General features: G+C 53.7%; 13 protein-coding genes and 1 riboswitch. Of the genes, 10 read left to right on the top strand and 3 right to left on the bottom strand.

The window, feature by feature from the left end:
* Positions 1-231 precede the first annotated feature (231 nt).
* From MXE41_RS10090 to MXE41_RS10105, 4 genes are all read left to right on the top strand, one after another.
* Positions 232-582 (top strand): hypothetical protein, encoded by a 351-nt coding sequence (locus MXE41_RS10090; protein WP_247100394.1) that lies wholly within the window; start codon positions 232-234, stop codon positions 580-582.
* A gap of 209 nt (positions 583-791) precedes the next feature.
* Positions 792-1,094: a hypothetical protein gene (locus MXE41_RS10095; RefSeq protein WP_247100395.1), complete on the top strand. Its 303-nt coding sequence runs from the start codon at positions 792-794 to the stop codon at positions 1,092-1,094.
* A gap of 1,204 nt (positions 1,095-2,298) precedes the next feature.
* Complete coding sequence (locus MXE41_RS10100; protein WP_247100396.1) at positions 2,299-2,586, top strand: hypothetical protein; 288 nt, start codon at positions 2,299-2,301, stop codon at positions 2,584-2,586.
* A complete protein-coding gene (locus MXE41_RS10105; RefSeq protein ID WP_247100397.1) occupies positions 2,583-3,179 on the top strand; it encodes a zeta toxin family protein in 597 nt (198 codons plus the stop codon). The genes MXE41_RS10100 and MXE41_RS10105 overlap by 4 nt, the downstream gene beginning before the upstream one ends.
* Positions 3,180-3,429: 250 nt before the next feature.
* Here the strand turns inward: MXE41_RS10105 and MXE41_RS10110 are convergent, their stop codons facing one another.
* The 3 genes from MXE41_RS10110 to MXE41_RS10120 form a co-directional block, all read right to left on the bottom strand.
* Positions 3,430-3,822, bottom strand: coding sequence for a heme-binding protein (locus MXE41_RS10110; protein WP_246978894.1), 393 nt, complete (start codon positions 3,820-3,822; stop codon positions 3,430-3,432).
* A 504-nt stretch (positions 3,823-4,326) separates the two neighbouring features.
* On the bottom strand, positions 4,327-5,892 hold the full coding sequence (locus MXE41_RS10115; protein ID WP_246978895.1) for an ABC transporter substrate-binding protein: 1,566 nt from the start codon (positions 5,890-5,892) through the stop codon (positions 4,327-4,329).
* Positions 5,893-7,092: 1,200 nt separating this feature from the next.
* Entirely contained in the window at positions 7,093-8,655 is a 1,563-nt protein-coding gene (locus MXE41_RS10120) for an ABC transporter substrate-binding protein (RefSeq protein WP_247100398.1), read from the bottom strand.
* Positions 8,656-9,617: 962 nt separating this feature from the next.
* Positions 9,618-9,729: riboswitch (TPP riboswitch) on the top strand.
* Positions 9,730-11,028: 1,299 nt separating this feature from the next.
* On the opposite strand from MXE41_RS10120, the gene thiC reads away from it, so the two are divergent.
* The 6 genes from thiC to thiH all read left to right on the top strand — a co-directional run bounded on the left by thiC (position 11,029) and on the right by thiH (position 20,061).
* Entirely contained in the window at positions 11,029-12,828 is a 1,800-nt protein-coding gene (gene thiC / locus MXE41_RS10125; RefSeq protein ID WP_247100399.1) for a phosphomethylpyrimidine synthase ThiC, read from the top strand.
* Between the two features lie 1,394 nt (positions 12,829-14,222).
* On the top strand, positions 14,223-15,863 hold the full coding sequence (gene thiE, locus MXE41_RS10130; protein ID WP_247100400.1) for a thiamine phosphate synthase: 1,641 nt from the start codon (positions 14,223-14,225) through the stop codon (positions 15,861-15,863).
* Positions 15,864-16,372: 509 nt separating this feature from the next.
* A complete protein-coding gene (locus tag MXE41_RS10135) occupies positions 16,373-17,122 on the top strand; it encodes a ThiF family adenylyltransferase (protein ID WP_247100401.1) in 750 nt (249 codons plus the stop codon).
* Positions 17,123-17,471: 349 nt separating this feature from the next.
* Positions 17,472-17,675 (top strand): sulfur carrier protein ThiS, encoded by a 204-nt coding sequence (thiS, locus tag MXE41_RS10140; protein WP_246978900.1) that lies wholly within the window; start codon positions 17,472-17,474, stop codon positions 17,673-17,675.
* Positions 17,676-17,680: 5 nt separating this feature from the next.
* Positions 17,681-18,460 (top strand): thiazole synthase, encoded by a 780-nt coding sequence (locus MXE41_RS10145; RefSeq protein WP_247100402.1) that lies wholly within the window; start codon positions 17,681-17,683, stop codon positions 18,458-18,460.
* A gap of 470 nt (positions 18,461-18,930) precedes the next feature.
* Positions 18,931-20,061, top strand: a complete 1,131-nt coding sequence (thiH, locus tag MXE41_RS10150) for a 2-iminoacetate synthase ThiH (protein ID WP_247100403.1) — start codon at positions 18,931-18,933, stop codon at positions 20,059-20,061.
* Positions 20,062-20,394: the final 333 nt, after the last annotated feature.

Below are 20,394 nucleotides of genomic sequence, written 5' to 3' on the forward strand. Positions count from 1 at the left end.
CTTCAACATCAGCATGCATAATCAGGCCAGTCTATCTGGACCTCTTGAGTTAAGGCAGCCCCTGGGCTGCCTTAACTGTACATGACAAAGACACCTTCACCGCTGGCGCTGATGACAGCTCCAGTGTCCCGGCGCCAGCCCATACAGCCTAAGACACGCAGCTAAACAGCCTAACCATATGACCACGGCCGACCTGGACCGGGGCTTACTTCAAATAATTGGGAGTCTTTAATGGTATATATCGACGAGCGCTGGAAAGCCTATGATGAGCAGCTGATTGCTGATGCCATTGCCAAGGCCAAACCTGGCATCATTGCTGAAGCCATTGCCGAAGCCAAAGCTGGCATCATTGCCGATGCCATTGCCGATGCTTTCAGAGAACATAATAAGTATGTTTGCAAGTTGATTATTGAGCAGTTGTGCACCCGTTTTGGCAATGTCACTGACAGGCTCAAAAACCGTCTCAATGCAGTGAAGTCACCGGATACCCTGGCTTCATTCATTGTTCTGGCCACCAGTGTCGAAAGCATCAAGGACTTCGAGAGAGACCTTGAAGACGCGCTTAAACATCAGCATGAATAATCAGGCCAGTCTATCTGGACCTCTTGAGTTAAGGCAGCCCTGGGCTGCCTTAACTGTACATGACAAAGACACCTTCACCGCTGGCGCTGATGACAGTTCCAGTGTTCCTGAGTCAGCCCATACAGCCTCAGGCATTCATCCCGGCACCTTAAGCATATGGCCCTGTCTGACCTGGACCATGGCTTACTTCAAATAATTGGGAGTCTTTAATGGTATATATCGACGAGCGCTGGAAAGCCTACGATGAGCAGCTGATTGCCAAGGCCAAACCTGGCATCATTGCTGAGGCCATTGCCGATGCTTTCAGAAAACATAATAAGTATGTTTGCAAGTTGATTATTGAGCAGTTGTGCACCCGTTTTGGCAATGTCACTGACAGGCTCAAAAACCGTCTCAATGCAGTGAAGTCACCGGATACCCTGGCTTCATTCATTGTTCTGGCCACCAGTGTCGAAAGCATCAAGGACTTCGAGAGAGACCTTGAAGACGCGCTTAAACATCAGCATGAATAATCAGACAGTCTGTAAAAACACCCATCAGACAGTCAGGCACTTTTCGCAGCATACTTGAGCTGACATCGTACGTACAGTCCTGAGCAGCGACTGGCGTACGCTCATTGATTATGAGTCCTGCCCGGCTGTCGATGCCGGTAAGGTGCTGCACACTGCTGTAAAGGCAGTGCTCAGCCAGGACATCTGTCTGTTAACTGAAGATCCCGGAATCATAAAAATCGTGGAAAAGGCTGCAAAAGTGCCATATTAAGCAACTGGGTAAGCCACTGGAGCTCCGCACTGTGAAACACAGAAGTCTGCAGTCGTATTCTTTAGCCTGCTGTGCTCAAATCCCCTCAAATCTGCTAAAAATCGTGAATAACAGGGCAAAACATCTCATAAGTGACCAAAAGGTCCCGAAAACTGCTGCAAAACCGGGCAAAAGTGCCATATGAGCCACTGGAGCTTTGCACTGTTAAACACAGAAGTCTGAAGTCGTATCCTTTAGTCTGCCGTGCTCAAATCTGCCTAAATCTCCTCAAATCTGCTCAAAATTGTGAAAAAACGGGCAAAAACGGCTCAAAAGTGCCCAAAAGGTCCAGAAAACTGCTGCAAAACCGGGCAAAAGTGCCATATGAACTACTGGGAGCTTTGCACTGTGAAACACAGAAGTCTGCAGTCGTATTGTTTAGCGTGCTGTGCTCAAATCTCCTCAAATCTGCTAAAAATCGTGAATATCAGGGCAAAACAGCTCATAAGTGACCAAAAGGTCCCGAAAACTGCTGCAAAACCGGGCAAAAGTGCCATATGAACTACTGGGAGCTTTGCACTGTTAAACACAGAAGTCTGCAGTCGTATCCTTTAGTCTGCCGTGCTCAAATCTGCCCAAATCCCCTCAAATCTGCTCAAAATTGTGAAAAAACGGGCAAAAACGGCTCAAAAGTGACCCAAACGGTAATAACACTGACGCGCCTGAAGCAATGTCTTTTCCTGTAATCTAAAAACTCTATCTGTCGTGCTGCTATAGTTTCTGTTGCAGCCCGGACAGCTCATGCTATGCCCGCCTGCCTTAGTGTGTGGTGTGGGCCGGGACGCCACAATCGCAGCTGCTGTTGCAGCAGGTGCCGCAGCAGCTGCAGCTGGCGCAGTCTTGCTTGCGGCCTGGGCCTGAGTGCAGGCGTATAATGAAAGCTGTGTCAGCTTGACTGCAGTGGAGGTCAGTAAAATGGACAGGTCGCAGAGTTATGAGTCCGGTTTGGCTGAGGCTGTGCATGCACCTGCAGCTGCTGGTGCAGCTGAGGCCGGTGATGAGCTCAGTGCGTCATTTGACGATGCTGTGCATAAGGATGATGGCGGGGAAGAGGTGCGCTGTGCTCTTGGCCGGGGTATTGCCGTGTACTATTTGGAGGAAGATACCCCTCAGGGCTGCATTATCAAGGAATATCCTGATGGCCGTAAGGAGCTGGTTTCTTTCAGCAGTGGCAGCGAGCAGCTCGTGGAGGCTATGTCATGAGCTCACCGGTGTTGTGGATTATTGGCGGGGTTAATGGTGCAGGTAAATCCACCCTGGTAAAGCAGCACCTTGAGGGCAAAATTGCGGTGGTCAATCCTGACAATATTGCCCGTGACCGGGAAGTAAGCAATCGCAGTGCAGGTGCTCTGGCCCTTGAGCTCCGCCGCAACCATCTTGCTGCCCGACACAGCTTTGCTGTGGAAACTACCCTTACAGGCATGGGTGAAATCAGGCTCATGCAGCAGGCTGCATCTGCCGGCTATGAGGTCAACTTTGTTTATGTGGGACTGAGCTGTGTCGAACTGTCGGCTGCCCGGGTGTACCAGCGTGTTGTTTCAGGCGGGCATGATGTACCTGTGACCGATATTTTTCGCAGATACCAGCGCTCACTGACCAATCTGCCCAATGCCATGGCAGCTGCCACCAGGATATGGATATTTGATAACAGCTGCAAAAGGCGCCGTCTGCTGTTGACATGCAGGCGGGGATCAGCCAGCTTTACTGCCGGACATTTGCCGACATGGCTGCTGACAGCTGCAGGCAAAGAGCTCGAGAGTTCACTGAGCAACAAAGCAAAATTATCATTGCCCTGATGCTAACTGAGCCCGGGATCTGCTCGACAAATCAGGGCATAGCCAGGCAGACAGGTAATTGTCGCACTGCCCTGTATACATACAAAAGGCCTTATCCTTGAGGATAAGGCCTTTTAAAAGGCCTTTGGCTACACATTGAGCGCTGAGCTAATGCCTTGCCGACAGGGGCGGCGCAGTCGCCAGTGCAGTGCATAATTCTGCGCTGCAGCCATGGAGCACTGCCTGCCTGCTTCAGCTGGGCCGCTTGCTGCTATGGGCGACCGGCGCCAGCCCTGGCAATGGCTTCGTCCTCTTCAACAGCTGCGCCTGATACGCCAATGGCGCCGATTATTCTACCTGACTTGTCATGTATCAGGATGCCACCACCAAAGCTTATCAGGCCGCCATTGCTGTTCTCAAGGGAGTACAGCGGACCGCCTGGCTGCGCCTTGACGCCAAGGTCGGCACTGTCACTCTTGAACAGTACGGCTGTTCTTGCCTTTTTGATGGAAATATCAATCGAACCAAGCAGGGTGTCATCCATGCGCAGAAAACCGCACAGCAAACCTGAGGGATCAACTACGGCTATGCAAACTGCCAGATGGTCCTTTGCGGCAGCGGCACGGGCGCGCTCAATAACCTTTTGAGTTAAGGCTTCGTTCATGAAATAGACTCCTTTTATACAGACAACATCCATATCTTACTGGCTGCGCAGTATCTGAGATTAGCATTTGCTGATACTTATGCTCATTGAGCTCAGGCAGCTGCTCTCTTTGTGAGGTTCATCAAAAGTCCGGGCCTTCTGTATCTGCAGGATGCGTGTACCTGCAGGATGCGTGTACCTGCAGGATGCCAGTTCCTGCAGACTGCGTTGTCCTGCATGGGGCCTGACCATGCATGCTGCTTTGATCTGCAGGCTGCCTGGCTCTGCAGTTAGCAAGGTATGACCATGATGCGCTGTGCGCCTGGCGGCCATGGCCGCAATGCTGGCGCAGCCTGCTCTGTGCTGGACGGGCGAAGCGCGCTTCTGGCAGGACGCCGGGCATGAAAAAGGGCCTTATCCGTGAGGATAAGGCCCGGGAGATGGGCAGAGTGGCGCGCCTTCAGGGGCGATTGCTGCTCTGCACTGTGGTGAGCAGGACCTGTTTACGGACCTGTCAGGGTAGAATTACTTCTTGCTCATCTGGTTGAAGAACAGGACACCGATAGGGTGAATGATCTGGCCTGAGATGTTAGGACGGTAGGCAGCTACGTTCTTGACGTGGTACAGAGGCAGGATGCCGGAGTCCTCAGTGACAATCTGATTGGCACGGGCATACAGTGCTACACGCTCAGCGCCTTCAGGCATGTGGCGGGCCTTGTTGGTCTTTTCAATAAACTCGGCGTTCTGCCACAGACCTGGGTTGGTGGCCGGGTCAGCAGATGACAGAGGCTGAATGAAGTTGTCAGGATCGCCGTGGTCTCCCATCCAGCCGATAAAGCACAGATCCCACTTGTCAGTGAGCATACGGGCACGGTAGTTGGCCCAGTCGTAGACCTCGATATTTACCTTGACGCCGGCCTTCTTAAGGTAGGCCTGAATGGCTTCGGCCAGAACCTGACCACCGGCAGGGTTGGCAGCACGGGCTCCGGAGTAGGCCATGAGCTTGAGCTCCTTTACACCCTTGGCAGCCAGTACCCTGGCAGCAGCCTCAGGATCGTAGGCAGGGGTGCGGACATCCTTGCTGTAACCGGCAAGAATGGATGGGAAGTAGGAGTGTGCAGGGGTGGAGAAACCACGGTGGAGGGTTTCAACCAGCTCAGGCACGTTAATAGCCTGAGAAATGGCCTTACGTACCTCAGGATCGGCTGTTACATAGCCCTCACGGCAGTTAAATACCATGTAGTCGGTGTTGTTGCTCTCGTTTTCGTAAATCTTGGAGCCGCCGCTCTTAATCTGGTCATAAAGGGTGGAGTTAACACCGTTGATAACGTCAACCTCGCCATTGTTCAGGGCTACTACACGGGCAGAGGTGTCCTTGATAATACGGAAGATTACGTTCTGAACGGCTGGCTTTGGACCCCAGTAATCCTCGTTGGTGGTCAGCACCAGGTTCTGGCCCTTGTCCCAGGAAACAAACTTGTAAGGACCGGTGCCTACAGGATTATTGGAAACATTGTTGTTGTACTTCTTAAGGGCAGTCGGAGAAATCATGGCGGCACCAAAAGAAATGGACATATTGCTCAGGAATGGAGTGGAGCTTTGCTTGAGTTTAATCTCAACTGTGTACTCATCAATCACCTTGACTGACTCAATATCGGTAAGGGTGAGCTGGGCATAGGCCATCTGAGGGGTCTGCTTTGGAGGCAGCTGACGGTCGATATTGAACTTTACAGCCTCGGCGTTAAATGGAGTGCCATCGTGGAACTTAACGCCCTGACGGAGTTTGAAAGTGTAGGTCTTGCCGTCATCGCTGATGGTCCAGCTTTCAGCAAGGCAAGGCTCGAGTTCATAGCTGTCAGGCTTGTTGCGCAGCAGGGACTCATAAATGTTATAGGTCAGGGTAGCTGAGTCGAGATCAGATACATAGGCAGGATCAAGTCCGGTAGGCTCAATGGCAGAGCCGATAATCAGGTTATCCTGAGGCTTGCGCGACAGGGAAGCGGCAGTAGCAGCTGAAGACATGGTTCCTGCGGCAAAAGCCAGAGTAAGAGCTGCAGCCAGCAGCTTCTTTGATGAGAAAAACTTCTTCACAGACGATCTCCATTGATGTCATTTATTATTGATGCTCATGCCACCTTGCCCGCTTGCAGACAGACCCGCTTAACACCACGGGTGCAGCAAGGCCAAGCCAGGGACAGGTTTCTTACGGACAGTTCCCAGGGGATACCTTGGAGAGGTTCCTTGCGGCCAGTTCCTGGGGCATATGCCTGGGAGAGGTTCACTGCAGCCAGAGCCCGTGGCACCTGCAAGTGCACAATATGCACAGCATGTGCGGCTTAACCGGGCACAGCCGGGTTATCCCTCAGACCCTGGTTCCGTGTGACGCCGGGCGGCATCTGTTCTGGCGACCCTGACGGCAGAGTCAGTTCCCATGCTGCGGGCAATGCCAGGTACCACAATATGCCTGGCGCCTGAATAAGCCGGGACGGCACTGCAGGCTCAGGGTACAGCCAGGAGCTGGACTGCCTTGAACTGGCATGCCCAGGTGATTGCCTTGAGCGGGCATGACCAGGTGCCAGCCAGCAGGCCTATGCATGCTGATGGGCGCTCATGTGCAGCTGTCTGCTACGCATCCTGGAGCTGGGTGCTTGAGCCGTTATTTTCTGGTAGGAACCGTGACCGGCTGACATGCACTGGTCCGGGTAACTGTCAGCAGGAGCGATACGCTATGAGTTGATTGTACATACATTAGTTAATGGTGCAGTTCACTGTAAGCTTTATGAATGTAAAAGTACGGGAGCATGCACCGGTCACAGGGGTAATTCACCATTTGCAATACATGGCAGCGCCGGTGATATCTTTGAGATTTTTGCGGAGACATTATCAAGAGGTGGCCTGACTTATGGTCAGGACTGTGCACTGTGATAAGGCGCTGCTCTTTATTGGTGCGCCCCTCAACAGGGCATTTTCCTGCGCAATGTGTTGCTGACTGGTGTGAAGTGAACAAAGCCCATGAAAGGATCCTGGCATGCGGCATGGATTGAGGGCCGCTCCCTGTCTTTCCCTTCAAAGATCTGCATGAGGCGGCCCGGAGCTTTTGCTGGACTGCCACTTTAGCTGGCTGCAAGGTGAAGTGGCTTCATGACGTAGCGGCGAAAAAAAGGACCTTATCCCCTGTTGTTGCGGGAATAAGGCCATTTATTTGGGGCTGCGCAGCTGCACAATGCCAGGGGCGGCCGGGTCAGGACGCGTGCGGCAGCCGCCGCAGGCGGGCTGCCAGATTGCGGCTGCTTATTTCTTGGTCAGCTGGTTGAAGTAGAAGACGCCAATTGGGTGCATGACCTGACCTGAAATGTTTGGTCGATAGGCAGCTACGGTCTTTGCGTGGGACAGAGGAAGAACACCACAGTCCTCAGTTACCAGCTCATTGGCACGGCTGTACAGAGCAACGCGCTCATGGCCGTCAGGGACATGCTGGGCTCTGGTGGTTTTTTCAATAAATTCGGCATTGTTCCACAGGCCCGGGTTGGAAGCTGCATCTGTGGAGGCCAGAGGCTTGATGAAGTTGTCCGGATCACCGTTGATGCCAATCCAGCCAATAAAGGAAAGATCCCATTTGTCAGTGAGCAGACGGCTGCGGTAGGTAGCCCAGTCATATACGTCGATGGTGGCCTTGATGCCCACCTTGCTCAGATAGGCCTGAACAGCTTCAGCAACTACCTGACCACCGGCTGAGTTGGTAAGACGCGGACCTGAGTAGGTCATGAGCCTGAGCTCCTTGATACCCTTTTTCTCCAGTACCTTGCGGGCAGCTTCAGGATTGTACTCAGGGGTACGTACATCCTTGCTGTAACCGGTAACGTGGGCAGGGAAGAAAGAGTGAGCAGGAGTTGAGTAGCCTTTGTACAGAGCCTGAATCATCTCTGGAACATTGATGGCCTGAGACAGAGCGCGGCGTACCTCAGGATCAGAAGTAGCGTAGCCGTCGCGGCAGTTGAAGACCATGTAGTCAACGTGATTGCCCTCGGTCTCGAAAATTTTGGAGCCACCCTTCTTAATCTGGTCAAATACGGAAGAGTCTATACCATTGATAACATCGACCTCACCATTGTTCAGGGCAACTACACGGGCTGAGGTTTCCTTGATGATGCGGTAAACCACATTCTGCACCGGTGGTTTTGGTCCCCAGTAATCCTCATTGGTGGTCAGTATCAGATTCTGGCCCTTCTGCCAGGTAACGAGCTTGTAAGGGCCGGTACCGGCAGGGTGCTCGGAGAGATTGTTATTGTATTTCTTCAGTGCCTCAGGAGAGACCATGGCAGCAGCAAAAGAAATGGACATATTGCTCAAAAACGGAGTGGAGCTCTGCTTGAGGATAATGGCCACAGTGTACTCATCAATAACCTTGACCTCTTCAATATCATCAAGGATCAGGCGGGAATAGGCCATGTTAGGAGTACGGTTGGCTGGCAGCTGACGCTCAATATTGATTTTGACGGCCTCAGCGTTAAAAGGAGCGCCATCGTGGAACTTTACGCCCTCACGCAGCTTGAAAGTATAGGTTTTGCCGTCTTCACTGATGGTCCAGCTCTGAGCAAGGCATGGCTCATAGTCAGTGCTGTCTGGCTTGCTGCGCAGCAGGGACTCATAGACATTGTAATTAATGTTGGCCGAGTCACTGTCAGTTACCAGGGCCGGATCAAGACCTGTTGGCTCCAGAGCAGAACCGTAGATAAGATTGTCCTGAGGCTTGCGCGACAGGGGATCACCATTGGCAGTCGATGCCATAGTGCCTGCTGCAAAGACAACAGACAAAGCAGCAGCAATTAATTTGCGTGAGGTGAAGAGCTTCATAAATAACCTGATATTGTTCCTGAGAAGTTGTCTGATTAGTGCCAGTGCGCACCCAGCAATGCCGGCACCGGCCTGGGCGCATTAACATGCCTGTCCCACGGGCTGCTCATTCCCTGCAGGCAAAAGCATCTGACAGGGGAATGGCAGGCATCACGGCAGGGGCACAGCACTGTTGCCGGTAACAGTACGGAGGAAACATTGTACAGCGCTTTGCTCTTTACGTCGCCCCTTGAGTACATTTGAGAGGCAGCTGTCATCGCCATGGCCAGCGCGCGCGGCAGAGGCACAGACAGCCGCCGCCACAACTGTCCAGAAACGCGCAGTCAGATGCTGTCCTGTGCAGCAGTAATGCTGGCGTTGCCACTGAGTGCCCGTCTGCAGGGGCATAGTCATAAAGATCTGTCAGGCGGGCAGCCCATGTGCTGCGCATCTGGGGCAATGACCATCAAGCTACCATACCCGGGCAGCTCATCTCAGCTAATGCTGTCAGGTTTGTCCCATGGCGCCGGGCATCACGGACAGGGAACTGACAGGAGCTGTGGCGCAGTGAAGGACTGCTGTATTGCCTTGATGAAAGGGTGCACTGGGACCGGCCAGGAATGGCGCCGCACTGAGGGACTGGTGCATTGCCGGGATGAAAGGGAGTGCTGGGAACGGCCAGGAAAGGTGCAGGATGCCATGGCTCCAAAAGTCCTGGTAAAAGTGACACAGGCGGGTGCCCGCTCCCGAAGTCTGGGGTGATGTTGGCGATAAACTTTGTCCGCAAAAGCGTATTTGGGCAGCACCAGGTTTGCGGGCAAAGATGGCCTGGCGGCGGGCATCAGGGCATATATGAGCGCTTTGGCAGTTGTATCGTGAGGGGCTGGGGTGAGGGCAATTTGCATTAAATTTTTGGGTGCGCTTTTTTATCGAGCCGGATTACAAAAAAACAGTGGTCCATAGATGAAAAGTGCATATAATGTGTGTGCTTGTCGGAGTGCTGTAAAAAGCTGAGACCGCCCTCATCAAGGTGAGGGGAAATCCGTCGAACCTGAGAAGAATAATACCTGCGAAGGGAACAGGCATTTGCCCCATTAACAGTTACCACTGTATGGCTCACCACCGTCGCCCTGACTGTGGAATCATTTTCAGCAAAATGGTTATGAGCATACTGCAGAACACCCCGGCCCTTATCAGTGATATAGCATCACTTAAAGTGGCTGACTCTCAGTAAAAGAAGCTGGCAGTTTTCAGGACCTGTCCTGTAAATTCTGCTGATGTTATCACTGAGTAACAGGTCAGATTATGATGCTCTGTGCTGCCGCACTGAGCTTGTGAGCCTGGCTTTTATGTGGTGTAAATCTGCGTTCCGGTTACGCTGCCGGATATTTTCCCGAGTGCTGCTTCAGGCTCTTGCTCAAAGAGCAGTGCTTTAGAATACGCTGATGTGTTTGAGCTTTCTGAGCTTCATGAATTATCGCGGGCCCATTAATATTATGAGCCTGATAAACAGCCTGACAGACCGTGCATGACTGGCGTGTTGAGCATGACAGCCGTGCATAATCTGGTCTGTATGAGCTGATGTGCATGTCACTTTCCAAAACGAAACACAAAGCGTACATAAGTAACTGTAATTCCCTCCTTATCGCATTCTCCCCTTTGATGGTTCCTCCTGGCAAAATGGCCTGTGCATCATTTGCGCATGTCATTTGTGCCCTGCCCCGGCTGTATATGCTTATTGGCGGTGCCCTTTGCGCCCAGCCCTGATGCCATGTGAGCATGATGCTCTGTGCGGTGATGCCACGTAAGCATGTTGCTCGGTGCGGTGATGCCACGTAAGCATGATGCTCAGTGCGGTGATGCCATGTGAGCATGATGCTCTGTGCAGTGATGCTATGTGGGCATGTTGCTTATTGCGGTTATGCCCTGTGCGCATTGCTAAGAACAGTCTGGTGCTCAGTACTTTTTACTCCCGGCCCCCTTTTCTCACATCCAGACGATGCACAGGCATCGTGCTGTGATGACCATACTGCTGACCCTGCAGATTGCTCTGTGGTCTGCAGTATGGTCAGCACAGAGCTGTGAACTGATGCAGCCAGTTATGCTGGCCTGCCCTGCTGGCTTCGTGATTAAGACAGCGCATATACCACCGGCACAGGATGATGCCGGGGCTCCAGGGATGGAGCGCCTGGTCCCATGGACGGGACGTTCAGGTATCTGAGGCCTGTGGGCCTTTACAGGTATCTGTACACGACATGTCTTTATGTCTGTCAGGTAAGGCAAGGATAGCCGGGTATGGAGCAGGCAGGCGCCGGGTGCACCGGATGCGCCAGCTGCCTTTGCAGCCGGCAGCCTGTAATCAGGCTCTTATTTTCATTGACCAAGGACCAGACGATGCTACGTTTTCCTCAATTTTCCAAGTGTTCGGCCAGCTCAGAGGATCAGACCGGTGCTGCCGGTGGTGAGACTCTGAATATTTCCCGTATCCACTTTGATGATCTGGCAGCTGCCAAGGCAGCTCATCTTAATGCCAAGTTAAAGGGCCAGACTGTTGAAGGCGTGGCTACCCCTAAGAAGGCTCTCAAGCGTCCTGAACTGCGCAAGGTCATGGTTGAATTTGCTGACGGCTCCTCTGAGGTCAAGGTTCCATATGCCCAGCTGAGCCTGTCCAATGGCGATACCATCACCCGCTACATTGTTGACTTTGATACCGACAGCACTGCTGAGCGTGCCAAAGCACGTGAGGCCTGGATTGCTGCCCGTGGCTCTGAGCCAAAGACTCAGCTTGAGTATGCCCGTGCCGGTATCATCACTCCTGAGATGGAGTATGTAGCTTTACGTGAGTCTGCCTGCTTCCTCGAGCAGATCACCGATCCGGCCGAGTTTGGTAACAAGTTCCACACCACTGAGGGCGTTGAATTTGGTGACGGCGTTATCCGCTTAAAGCGCGAAAACATGCTGGTAACTCCTGAGATGGTACGCGATGAAATCGCTGCCGGTCGTGCTGTTATCCCAGCCAACCACAACCACCCTGAGTCTGAGCCGATGATTATCGGCAAGCGCTTCCTGACCAAGGTTAACTCCAACATCGGCGCCTCTGCCGTATCCTCAGGTCACGATGAAGAAATTGGCAAGCTCAAGACCTCTCTGCGCTACGGTGCTGATACTGTAATGGATCTCTCCACCGGTCTGCCTGATCTGATGGGCCTGCGTTCTGCTATCTTACGTGCTTCCCCAGTACCTATCGGTACCGTACCTGTTTACGAGGCTCTGGACCGTGCTGGTGGCGACGCCAATGCTCTGTCCTGGGAAGTATTCCGTGGCGTAATTGAAGATCAGGCAAAGCAGGGTGTTGACTACTTCACCATTCACGCTGGTCTGACCAAAGACCTGCTGCCTCACGCTGCCAACCGCGTCATGGGTATTGTTTCCCGTGGCGGCGCCATTATGGCCTCCCACATGATGCAGCATGACTGCGAAAACATGGCCTGGGAGCACTTTGACGAGCTCATGGAGATCTGCCGTCGTTATGACGTATCTCTGTCTCTGGGTGACGGTCTGCGTCCGGGCGGCATTTACGATGCCTGTGATGAGGCTCAGTACGGTGAGCTGCGCAATATCGGCAAGCTGGCCCTGCGCTGCTATGAGCATGGCGTACAGTGCTTTATCGAAGGTCCTGGTCACGTACCTCTCCACCTGGTTGAGGAGAATCAGAAGCTTGAGGATGAGCACTGCCACGAGGCTCCTTTCTACACCCTTGGCCCTCTGGTAACCGATGTTGGTGCCGGCTTTGACCACATCACCTCAGCCATCGGCGCCACCACCATCGGCATGCACGGCACTGCCATGCTCTGCTACGTAACTCCATCCGAGCACCTTGCTCTGCCAACTCCTGATGACGTACGTGTAGGTCTTATTACTTACAAGATTGCCGCTCACTCAGCTGACCTTGCCAAGGGCATCAAGCAGGCCTACAACATGGATCACGCCATGAGCCGTGCCCGTGTATCATTCCGCTGGCTCGACCAGTTCGCCCTGAGCTTTGACGAGCAGCATGCCTACGATGTATGGCGTGCTCAGATGGACGAGGACGAGTGCCACACCCACGAGGCAGCTTTCTGCTCCATGTGCGGCCCACGTTTCTGCCCAATGCGCCTCAACCGCCGCCTGCAGGCCAGGTACGGCTCCATTTAACAGGCTAATACCTGTCACCTCAGGCTTATGCCTGTGACCATCAGACCCAGGCATGTGCCGCAGGGCCGACTGCAGCTGACAGCGGCAGTGGCCCGGAGCACAGCCTGCCTGGTCTGATCTTGCCGGTGTCTGAGGGCGCCGGGCAGCCCCGAAATCAGTTTCGGGAGCAGCCGGGCTTAGTTCCCCGGCAGCTTACAGCAGGTCTGGCCTGCTGTATGAATTTTTCCTGACCTGCATTTTTCTCATACGCCGGCTGACATTTGACAGCAGATAAGCTCTTGTCAGGGGCGCTGCGTGCAGGCAGACAGATTTCATGCGAATCGATATGGCCACAGTGGTCATACAGGTTCATTATTTCCCAGGGCTGATTGAGTCCTTATTCATGGCTTTTGAGCAATAATTTTTGTTCATCTGGCCGGGAATGTGACCCGTAACAGGAACAAATGCGATTATAATTAATAAATTTAATTAATTTTCTCTTTCCACATTTCATCTGAACTGGCGGCCTGCGATCTTCGTGGTCTTTATCAGGCTCCAGCCAGCATCATCTGCAAGAGCATAAGCAGCATACCGTCAGTCCATGACGGGCCTGGTGGCAGTTTGTATCTGCCCCCTGGTCTGCAGCCATGCTGACAGCTGCAGCGATATCTGCAGTAACAATTGCAGCAATATCTGCAGTAATACCTGCAGGCTTACCATGGTCCGGAGGCAGACCTTCCGTCATGGTCAGGCCTGCCCGATTCGTGTCCACCCTCATACAACATCAAGGATTATCTGCCCCTTATGTGGCTGCAGAGGCCTTTGCTGTGTCCTGAAACGCAAAGCTCTGACGCAATGAGCTGCCTGAGGCAGCAAAAAGCGGTCTCCGGATGCTCTGTGCTGCCGCACTGGCGCGCAGAGCGACCGCTGGCAGCAGGAGCCTTCAGCGCGGCTGCTGGCAGCCGGAGCTCTTATAAGACGCAGGTCTGAGTGCGCTCTGAAGGCGTAGGTACCCTGGTGGCACTTGAGGGGACAGGCATGGATATGCAGGGATGAGATGATGTTGAAATGCACGATGGCGCCATACTTTGCAGGTGACCATCCGGGCTGCAGCCAGGATATGGCGCAGCTTGAGCTGGCAGGGAGCAGGGAGTGACGGACAGGTCACTGCCTGCAGCCCCTGCCGCCGAAGAAGGGGCTGGCCTTTTGGGGGCCATGCCCGGTGCTCAGGGCCGTGCCCGGCTTTGAGGCCATGCCCGGCTTTGGGCGCAGCTTCGGTAAGGAGGGAGAAACAGACGGTATTTTGCAGCCGTCTGCGGAGTGTCTGTAAGGAACAGATTTTCTTGTCCTTAAAAGGGGTTACAGCCCGGGCCGGTGCCGGTCTGAGGCGTTTCAACAGATTTTGGGTACAATTTATGGACAAAATTAACTTGCACGATATGGAAACTCGACCATTGGTTCTGGTGATCGCCGGTGTGGACAGCGGCGGTGGTGCCGGTGTTACTGCCGACATTATCTCCGTCCACGACCAGGGTGCATGGGGCATGCCTGTAGTTACTGCCCTGACCTGCCAGAGCCTTGAGCGTGTCACCATGATCGACCCGGTTAAGCCTGAGATTTTCAAGGAAAGCATCAAGCTTGCAGTCAATGACTGGAAGGAGAAGATCTCAGCCATCAAAATCGGTCTTGTTACCGATGCCCGTATTCTGGACATACTGCTGGATCTGCTCGAGGGTGAGCTCAAGGGCATTCCTGTAGTATGGGATCCTGTACTTACCGCTACTGCCGGTAATCTTGAAAGTGCCGATCTCAAGGCCAATCTCAAGCGTATCCTCAAGGTTGTAACCGTTTTTACCCCAAATCTGCCTGAGGCTCTTGAGTTTGCCGGCTGGAGTGAAAAGGATCTTGAGGCAAAGGGCGGTCCTTTTGCTCTTTGTGATCTGCTGGTACAACAAGGCGCCAATGCCGTGCTTTTAAAGGGTGGTCACAACATCAGTGAGCATGATGCTCAGGATGTTTTCCTCTCCAGTACTCACAGATTCATCATGAAGAATAAGAGAAAGGAAGGCCTTGGTGCTCATGGCGGCGGCTGTGCCCTGTCTTCAGCTCTGGCTGCCCTGATTGCCCGTGGCTATGCTCTTCATGATGCCGCCGTACTGGCCAAGGTCTATGTCACCCGTGGCATTTTCCAGCCTCAGGTGGCCATTGATCACAAGCGTCCACCACTTGCGCACCTCGGCCCTGCTTATGACATTGACATCATGCCAGAGATCATTGAGCAGAACTTCCCGGTCAAGGCCGGTCCTTTTGCCAGCTGTCCTTTCAACATGGGTATCTACCCTGTAGTTGATTCCGTGGCCTGGCTTGAGCGTCTGCTGGCTCTGGGCGTCAAGACCATTCAGCTGCGTATCAAGACCGATGTTCATGACGACGAGTCCAACGAGCATCTGGTCAACGAAATCCGCCGCGCCTGTTTCCTGGGCCGCTCTTTCCGTGCCCGTGTTTTCATCGACGATCATTACCGTCTGGCAGCCCGTTTTGGTGCCTATGGTGTTCACCTTGGCATGGAAGATCTGCAGACTGCTGATCTCGACTTTATCCGTGAGTCCGGCATGCGTCTGGGCGTATCCACCCACGGTATTTACGAAGTATGCAAGGTTCTGACTCTTAACCCTTCGTACATTGCCATTGGTCATGTCTTCCCGACAACGACCAAGGACATGGAATCTGCTCCTCAGGGCATTGCCAGAATGGGAAGACAGGCCCGCATGCTCAAGGACAGAATCCCTACTGTAGCCATTGGCGGAATCAAGCTTGACCACGCACAGGACATTCTTGATGCCGGTATCGACTCCATTGCCGTAGTTACCGCTATTACCAAAGCCGAAAACTACGCGTTTGAGACCCAGAAGTGGATCGATATTTGCCGCACCGGCCCGTCTGAGCTTTACGGAGCCGAGCCTCATTCCTGGCACCGCCGTCAGGACGAGCAGGAAACCCGTGGCCCGGTACCTTTTGCCCACCTTGATTTGACCCCGGTACCTTATTTCAACTAAGTCCTGTTCCGGCCGCAACGGTCCAGCCGGCAGCCACATCGCACCGGCAGGACCGGGCAGTAAAGATAAATCCGGCCCGTGCAGGAGCCGGATGTCGCCAGTGCGCATTGTTTCTGTATCTTCATGATACGGGCGTCAGCGCCTGCAGTCTGTTGCGGTCAGCCTTTCCTGATATCAGCTGCGGCCAGTAAAGCCGCCGCTTTCAGGCCTGACATCAGAGCACATACCTCAGGCATATGCTCTGATGTCAGGGGCATGGCACCATATGGCTGTTATGAATTACATGCAGCCATAAGCTCACAGAGCAGCAGCTTTTCCCTGTCCTGTGAGTATTCCTCTGCGAATGCTCATAAGTGCATGGACAGGCTGAGCTGCCGACTGATAAGTATGTAGAGCAGCTGCTGTTTTAAGAGACAGGATTTTCCTGCAATCAGGTACCCTCACCAGGCCATAAGGCCGGCTGATAACCTGCGTTCTCTGTTGTGTCAGGTTACAGCGAGGAGACCACTTTGGACAATAATGAACGTTATCTGCGACAGCAGATGCTGGAACTGTATGCTGGACGTCAGGAAGAACTGGCCTCAAAGAAGGTAGGATTTATCGGCGTCGGTGGTGCTGGTGGCCTGAGCTCACTGCTGCTTGCTCTTGCAGGTGTTGGTCAGATCCGCATTGCCGATTATGATGACCTGGCAGTTCACAATCTGCATCGTCAGATCCTCTTTAAGGAAAGTGATCTTGGTCACTCCAAGGTAGAAGCTGCCCGCCGTGAGATTCTTGCGCGCAACAGTCAGTGCAATGTTGTTGCCTTTAAGGAAAAGATCGACGAGAGCAACTTTAAAGCCTTTGCCGATGGCCTCGATCTGTTACTTGATGTTTCAGACAATGCTCAGAGCCGTCTGACCATTTCCCGTCTGGCCCTGCATCACGGGCTCGACCTTATCAGCGGAGCTGTTTCAGCCTATACAGCTCTGATCGCCACATTTGCCTATCACGATCCAGGATTTGTCGCCACTTCAGGCTGCTACCGCTGCCTGACATCAGGTGCCGCTATTAATACCAGGGTTGGTATTACCGGCCCAATAGCCGAAAGCTGCGCCGCCATGACCGCTCATGTTGCCCTTGAGTATCTCCTTGGCAATAAGGAGCACAGAGGCAAGCTTATTCGCATCGACCTGCGCCACATGACCATGAACAAGATGAATCTGTGTGCCGATCCTGAGTGTCCAGACTGCGCCATCATGCAGGTTGCCGCCCAGTAGGCCCTGCAGGGCAAAAGATGCCCGCGCAACAGGCCCCGCCGCAGCCGTACCCGGCTTAGCGGTCTGCTACAGAGCAGCCCAGTGCACAGCCAGACCTGGCGTGCCGGTCTGCTACAGAGCAGGCCCGCAGTGCAGCCAGTACCATGGTCCTGTCGGCAGGCCCCTCCCTGAGATTTTCTTTATAACCTGTTATTTCTCCGGCAGCTGAGTGCAGCTGTCCGGCGGTTTCGTGCACCGCTTTCACAGCGCGGCTCGGCTGCCAGAGTCTGCAAGGTTCTGGCAGAGTCTGGAAAGGACTGCTTTCGGACATGGCGGAGAGATATTGAGACTACCTGCGGTTCAGAAATTTATGATTACCATTGAAGTTAATGGCCGTGCCACCACCATCGCACCGGACACCACCCTGAGCGCTCTGCTTGAGGAACTCAAGTTCTCCCTTGATGGCACTGCAGTGGCAGTAGATGAGTCCATTGTGCCTAAGAGCACTTTTGGTACTTTCGTTTTACAGAACAATATGAAAGTTGAAGTTTTCAGTCTGGTAGCAGGAGGTTAATAAACATGGATAAACTGGTTCTGGCAGGTCAGGAGTTTGATTCCCGACTGATTGTTGGTACAGGCAAATATGCCAGTGGTCAGGCCCTTGCTGATTCAATTAAGGCTTCCGGCTCCCAGATTGCCACCATGGCTGTAAAGCGTGTTGATATGGAGCACGCCACTGATGACATCATCAAACCACTGCGTGAGCTGGGTGTTACCCTCATGCCTAACACCTCAGGTGCCCGTACTGCCAAAGAGGCCGTCTATGCCGCCCACCTGGCCCGCGAGGCCCTGGGCACTGACTGGATCAAGGTAGAGGTCCACCCTGATCAGAAGTATCTGCTTCCAGATACCATTGAGACTTATGAGGCCTGTAAGCAGCTCGTAGCTGACGGCTTTAAGGTCTTTGCCTACTGTCAGGCCGATCTGTGCCTGTGCAAGGGTCTTGAGGAGCTCGGTGTTGCTGCTGTTATGCCACTGGGCAGCCCTATTGGATCTGCCAAAGGCCTGCAGACTGAGCCTTTCTTAAAGCTGATCTTAAAGGAGTGCCGCTGCCCTGTGATTGTTGATGCCGGTATTGGCGCACCTTCAGAGGCTGCCCGCTCTCTTGAAATGGGTGCAGCTGCTGTAATGGTCAATACTGCCATTGCTGCCTCCGGTGATCCTGTTGTCATGTCCCGCGCATTCCGTGCTGCCTGTGAGGCTGGCCGTCTTGGTTATGAGGCCGGTCTGGCATCTCAGTTTGAAACTGCCCGCGCCACCTCTCCAATGGAGCAGTTCTTAAACTCCCTGAAGGACTGATAAGCACGGTCAGTAAAGCACAGCCCGGACGCCTGAGGGTCTGGCGTCATCAAGGTCGCCCGTACGCTGCAGCAGCCCTGACCTTGCAGTTATCATGACGCTGCAGCAGCACTGAGGCTGCAGTCGTACCCGACGCAACCCTGGTACTGTGTGCAGCAGTGGCACACCGTCAGACAGCTTAAAGGGCAGCCTCCAGTCACAGGCAGAGCTGCTCCTGCCGGTAAGACAATAACCATACCTGCTAAAGCCCTGCCACGCAGGCAGGACCTGCCGTCCTGCAGGCTGCGCTGCAGAGCGCGCCCGGCGCTGAGCCTGGCGCATTGCCGGGCGCTGACCCCGTCGCATTGCCGGGCGATGTTCTCGTCGCAGTGCCCAAGGTGCCGGGTGGTGTTGCTGTCTGTCCGGAAAATTTTTTCAAGCCCCCGTAAAGGGGCAGGCCTGCCATGGAAGGCGGGTATAGAGGCTAGAAAATGAGTTTTTATGATGAAATCAGCAAGCTTGATGTAGACAGGTTTGCCCAGCTGGTTGAGAGCCGTACCGATGCTGATGTTGAGCGCGCTCTGGCCAAAGGTTCAGCTCTTAATATCGAGGACTTTGCCGCCCTCATTTCAGAAAGTGCCCGCAAGCACTATCTCAAGGACATGGTCATGGCTTCCATGCAGCTGACCCGCAAGAGATTCGGCCGCACTCTGAACATGTACATCCCTCTTTATCTGACCAATCTGTGCTCCAACAAGTGCGCCTACTGCGGATTCTCATCAGATAACAAGTTTGCCCGTACCGTGCTGACCCTTGAGGAAATTGAGGCTGAGTGCAAGGCCATCAGAGATCTTGGTTTCCAGAACATTCTGCTGGTAACAGGTGAAAACTCACGCCGTGGCGGTATGGATTATTTCCGTCAGGTGCTGCCTGTAGTCAAGCCATATGCAGCCTATCTGCAGATGGAAGTTCAGCCTTTGAACACTGAGGACTATGCCGAGCTGCGTGAGCTGGGTCTGGACAGCGTTTCTGTCTATCAGGAAACCTATCACCAGCCTACCTACAAGGCCGTACACCTGGCCGGCAAGAAGATGGACATGCGCTACCGTATGGAAACACCGGAGCGTCTTGGTGAGGCCGGTATCGACAAGGTGGGCATGGGTGCCCTGCTGGGCCTGTATGACTGGCGTGTCGACTGCTGCGCTCTGGCCATGCACATCATGTACATGCGTGAGCACTACTGGAAGACCCGTCTGAGCGTTTCCTTCCCACGTCTGCGTCCTGCAGCCGGCGGCTATGAGCCACACATGCCTGTAAGCGACTCTCAGCTGGTACAGCTTATTGCCGCATGGCGTATCTTTGATAATGAGCTGGATCTGACCATCTCCACCCGTGAGAGTAAGGAATTCCGTGACATGATCACTCCTTACGGCATTACTGCCATTTCAGCTCAGAGCTCCACTGAGCCAGGCGGCTATGCCAACAAGGGTCAGCACCTTGAGCAGTGGACAGTCAACGACGACCGCACCGTTGAGCAGGTTGTACGCGCCATGGAAATCAACGGCCTCAAGCCTGTCTTCCACGACGCCTCCACCACCTACATTGCCCGCAATCCGGCCTGATGCCACCATGCCCCGGAAAGCCACCTGCAAGTTGCCGGGCCGGGGCGGGCATCATGCCGTCCATCAGGCCTGTGCCAGGCGGGCCAGCCTAAAGTGCGTAAAATCAAAAGGACAGATCCTTTCCTGGATCCGTCCTTTTAACTTTATGGCTCATACATTTGCTGATATCAGATCGAAAGCAGGATATAGATGAGCCCTGACAGTCTCTGATAATTCGCACCCATACCTGCAGCCGGCCCACAGTATGGCAACTCTGCTGCATGACAGTCAGCCACACAGGCTGCAGCCACAGGCGATAAGCAGTGCAGTGCAGTGCAGTGCAGTATAGTGATG

Origin of the sequence: Anaerobiospirillum sp. NML120449 (assembly GCF_023051105.1) — a bacterium.
Lineage (GTDB): Bacteria > Pseudomonadota > Gammaproteobacteria > Enterobacterales > Succinivibrionaceae > Anaerobiospirillum.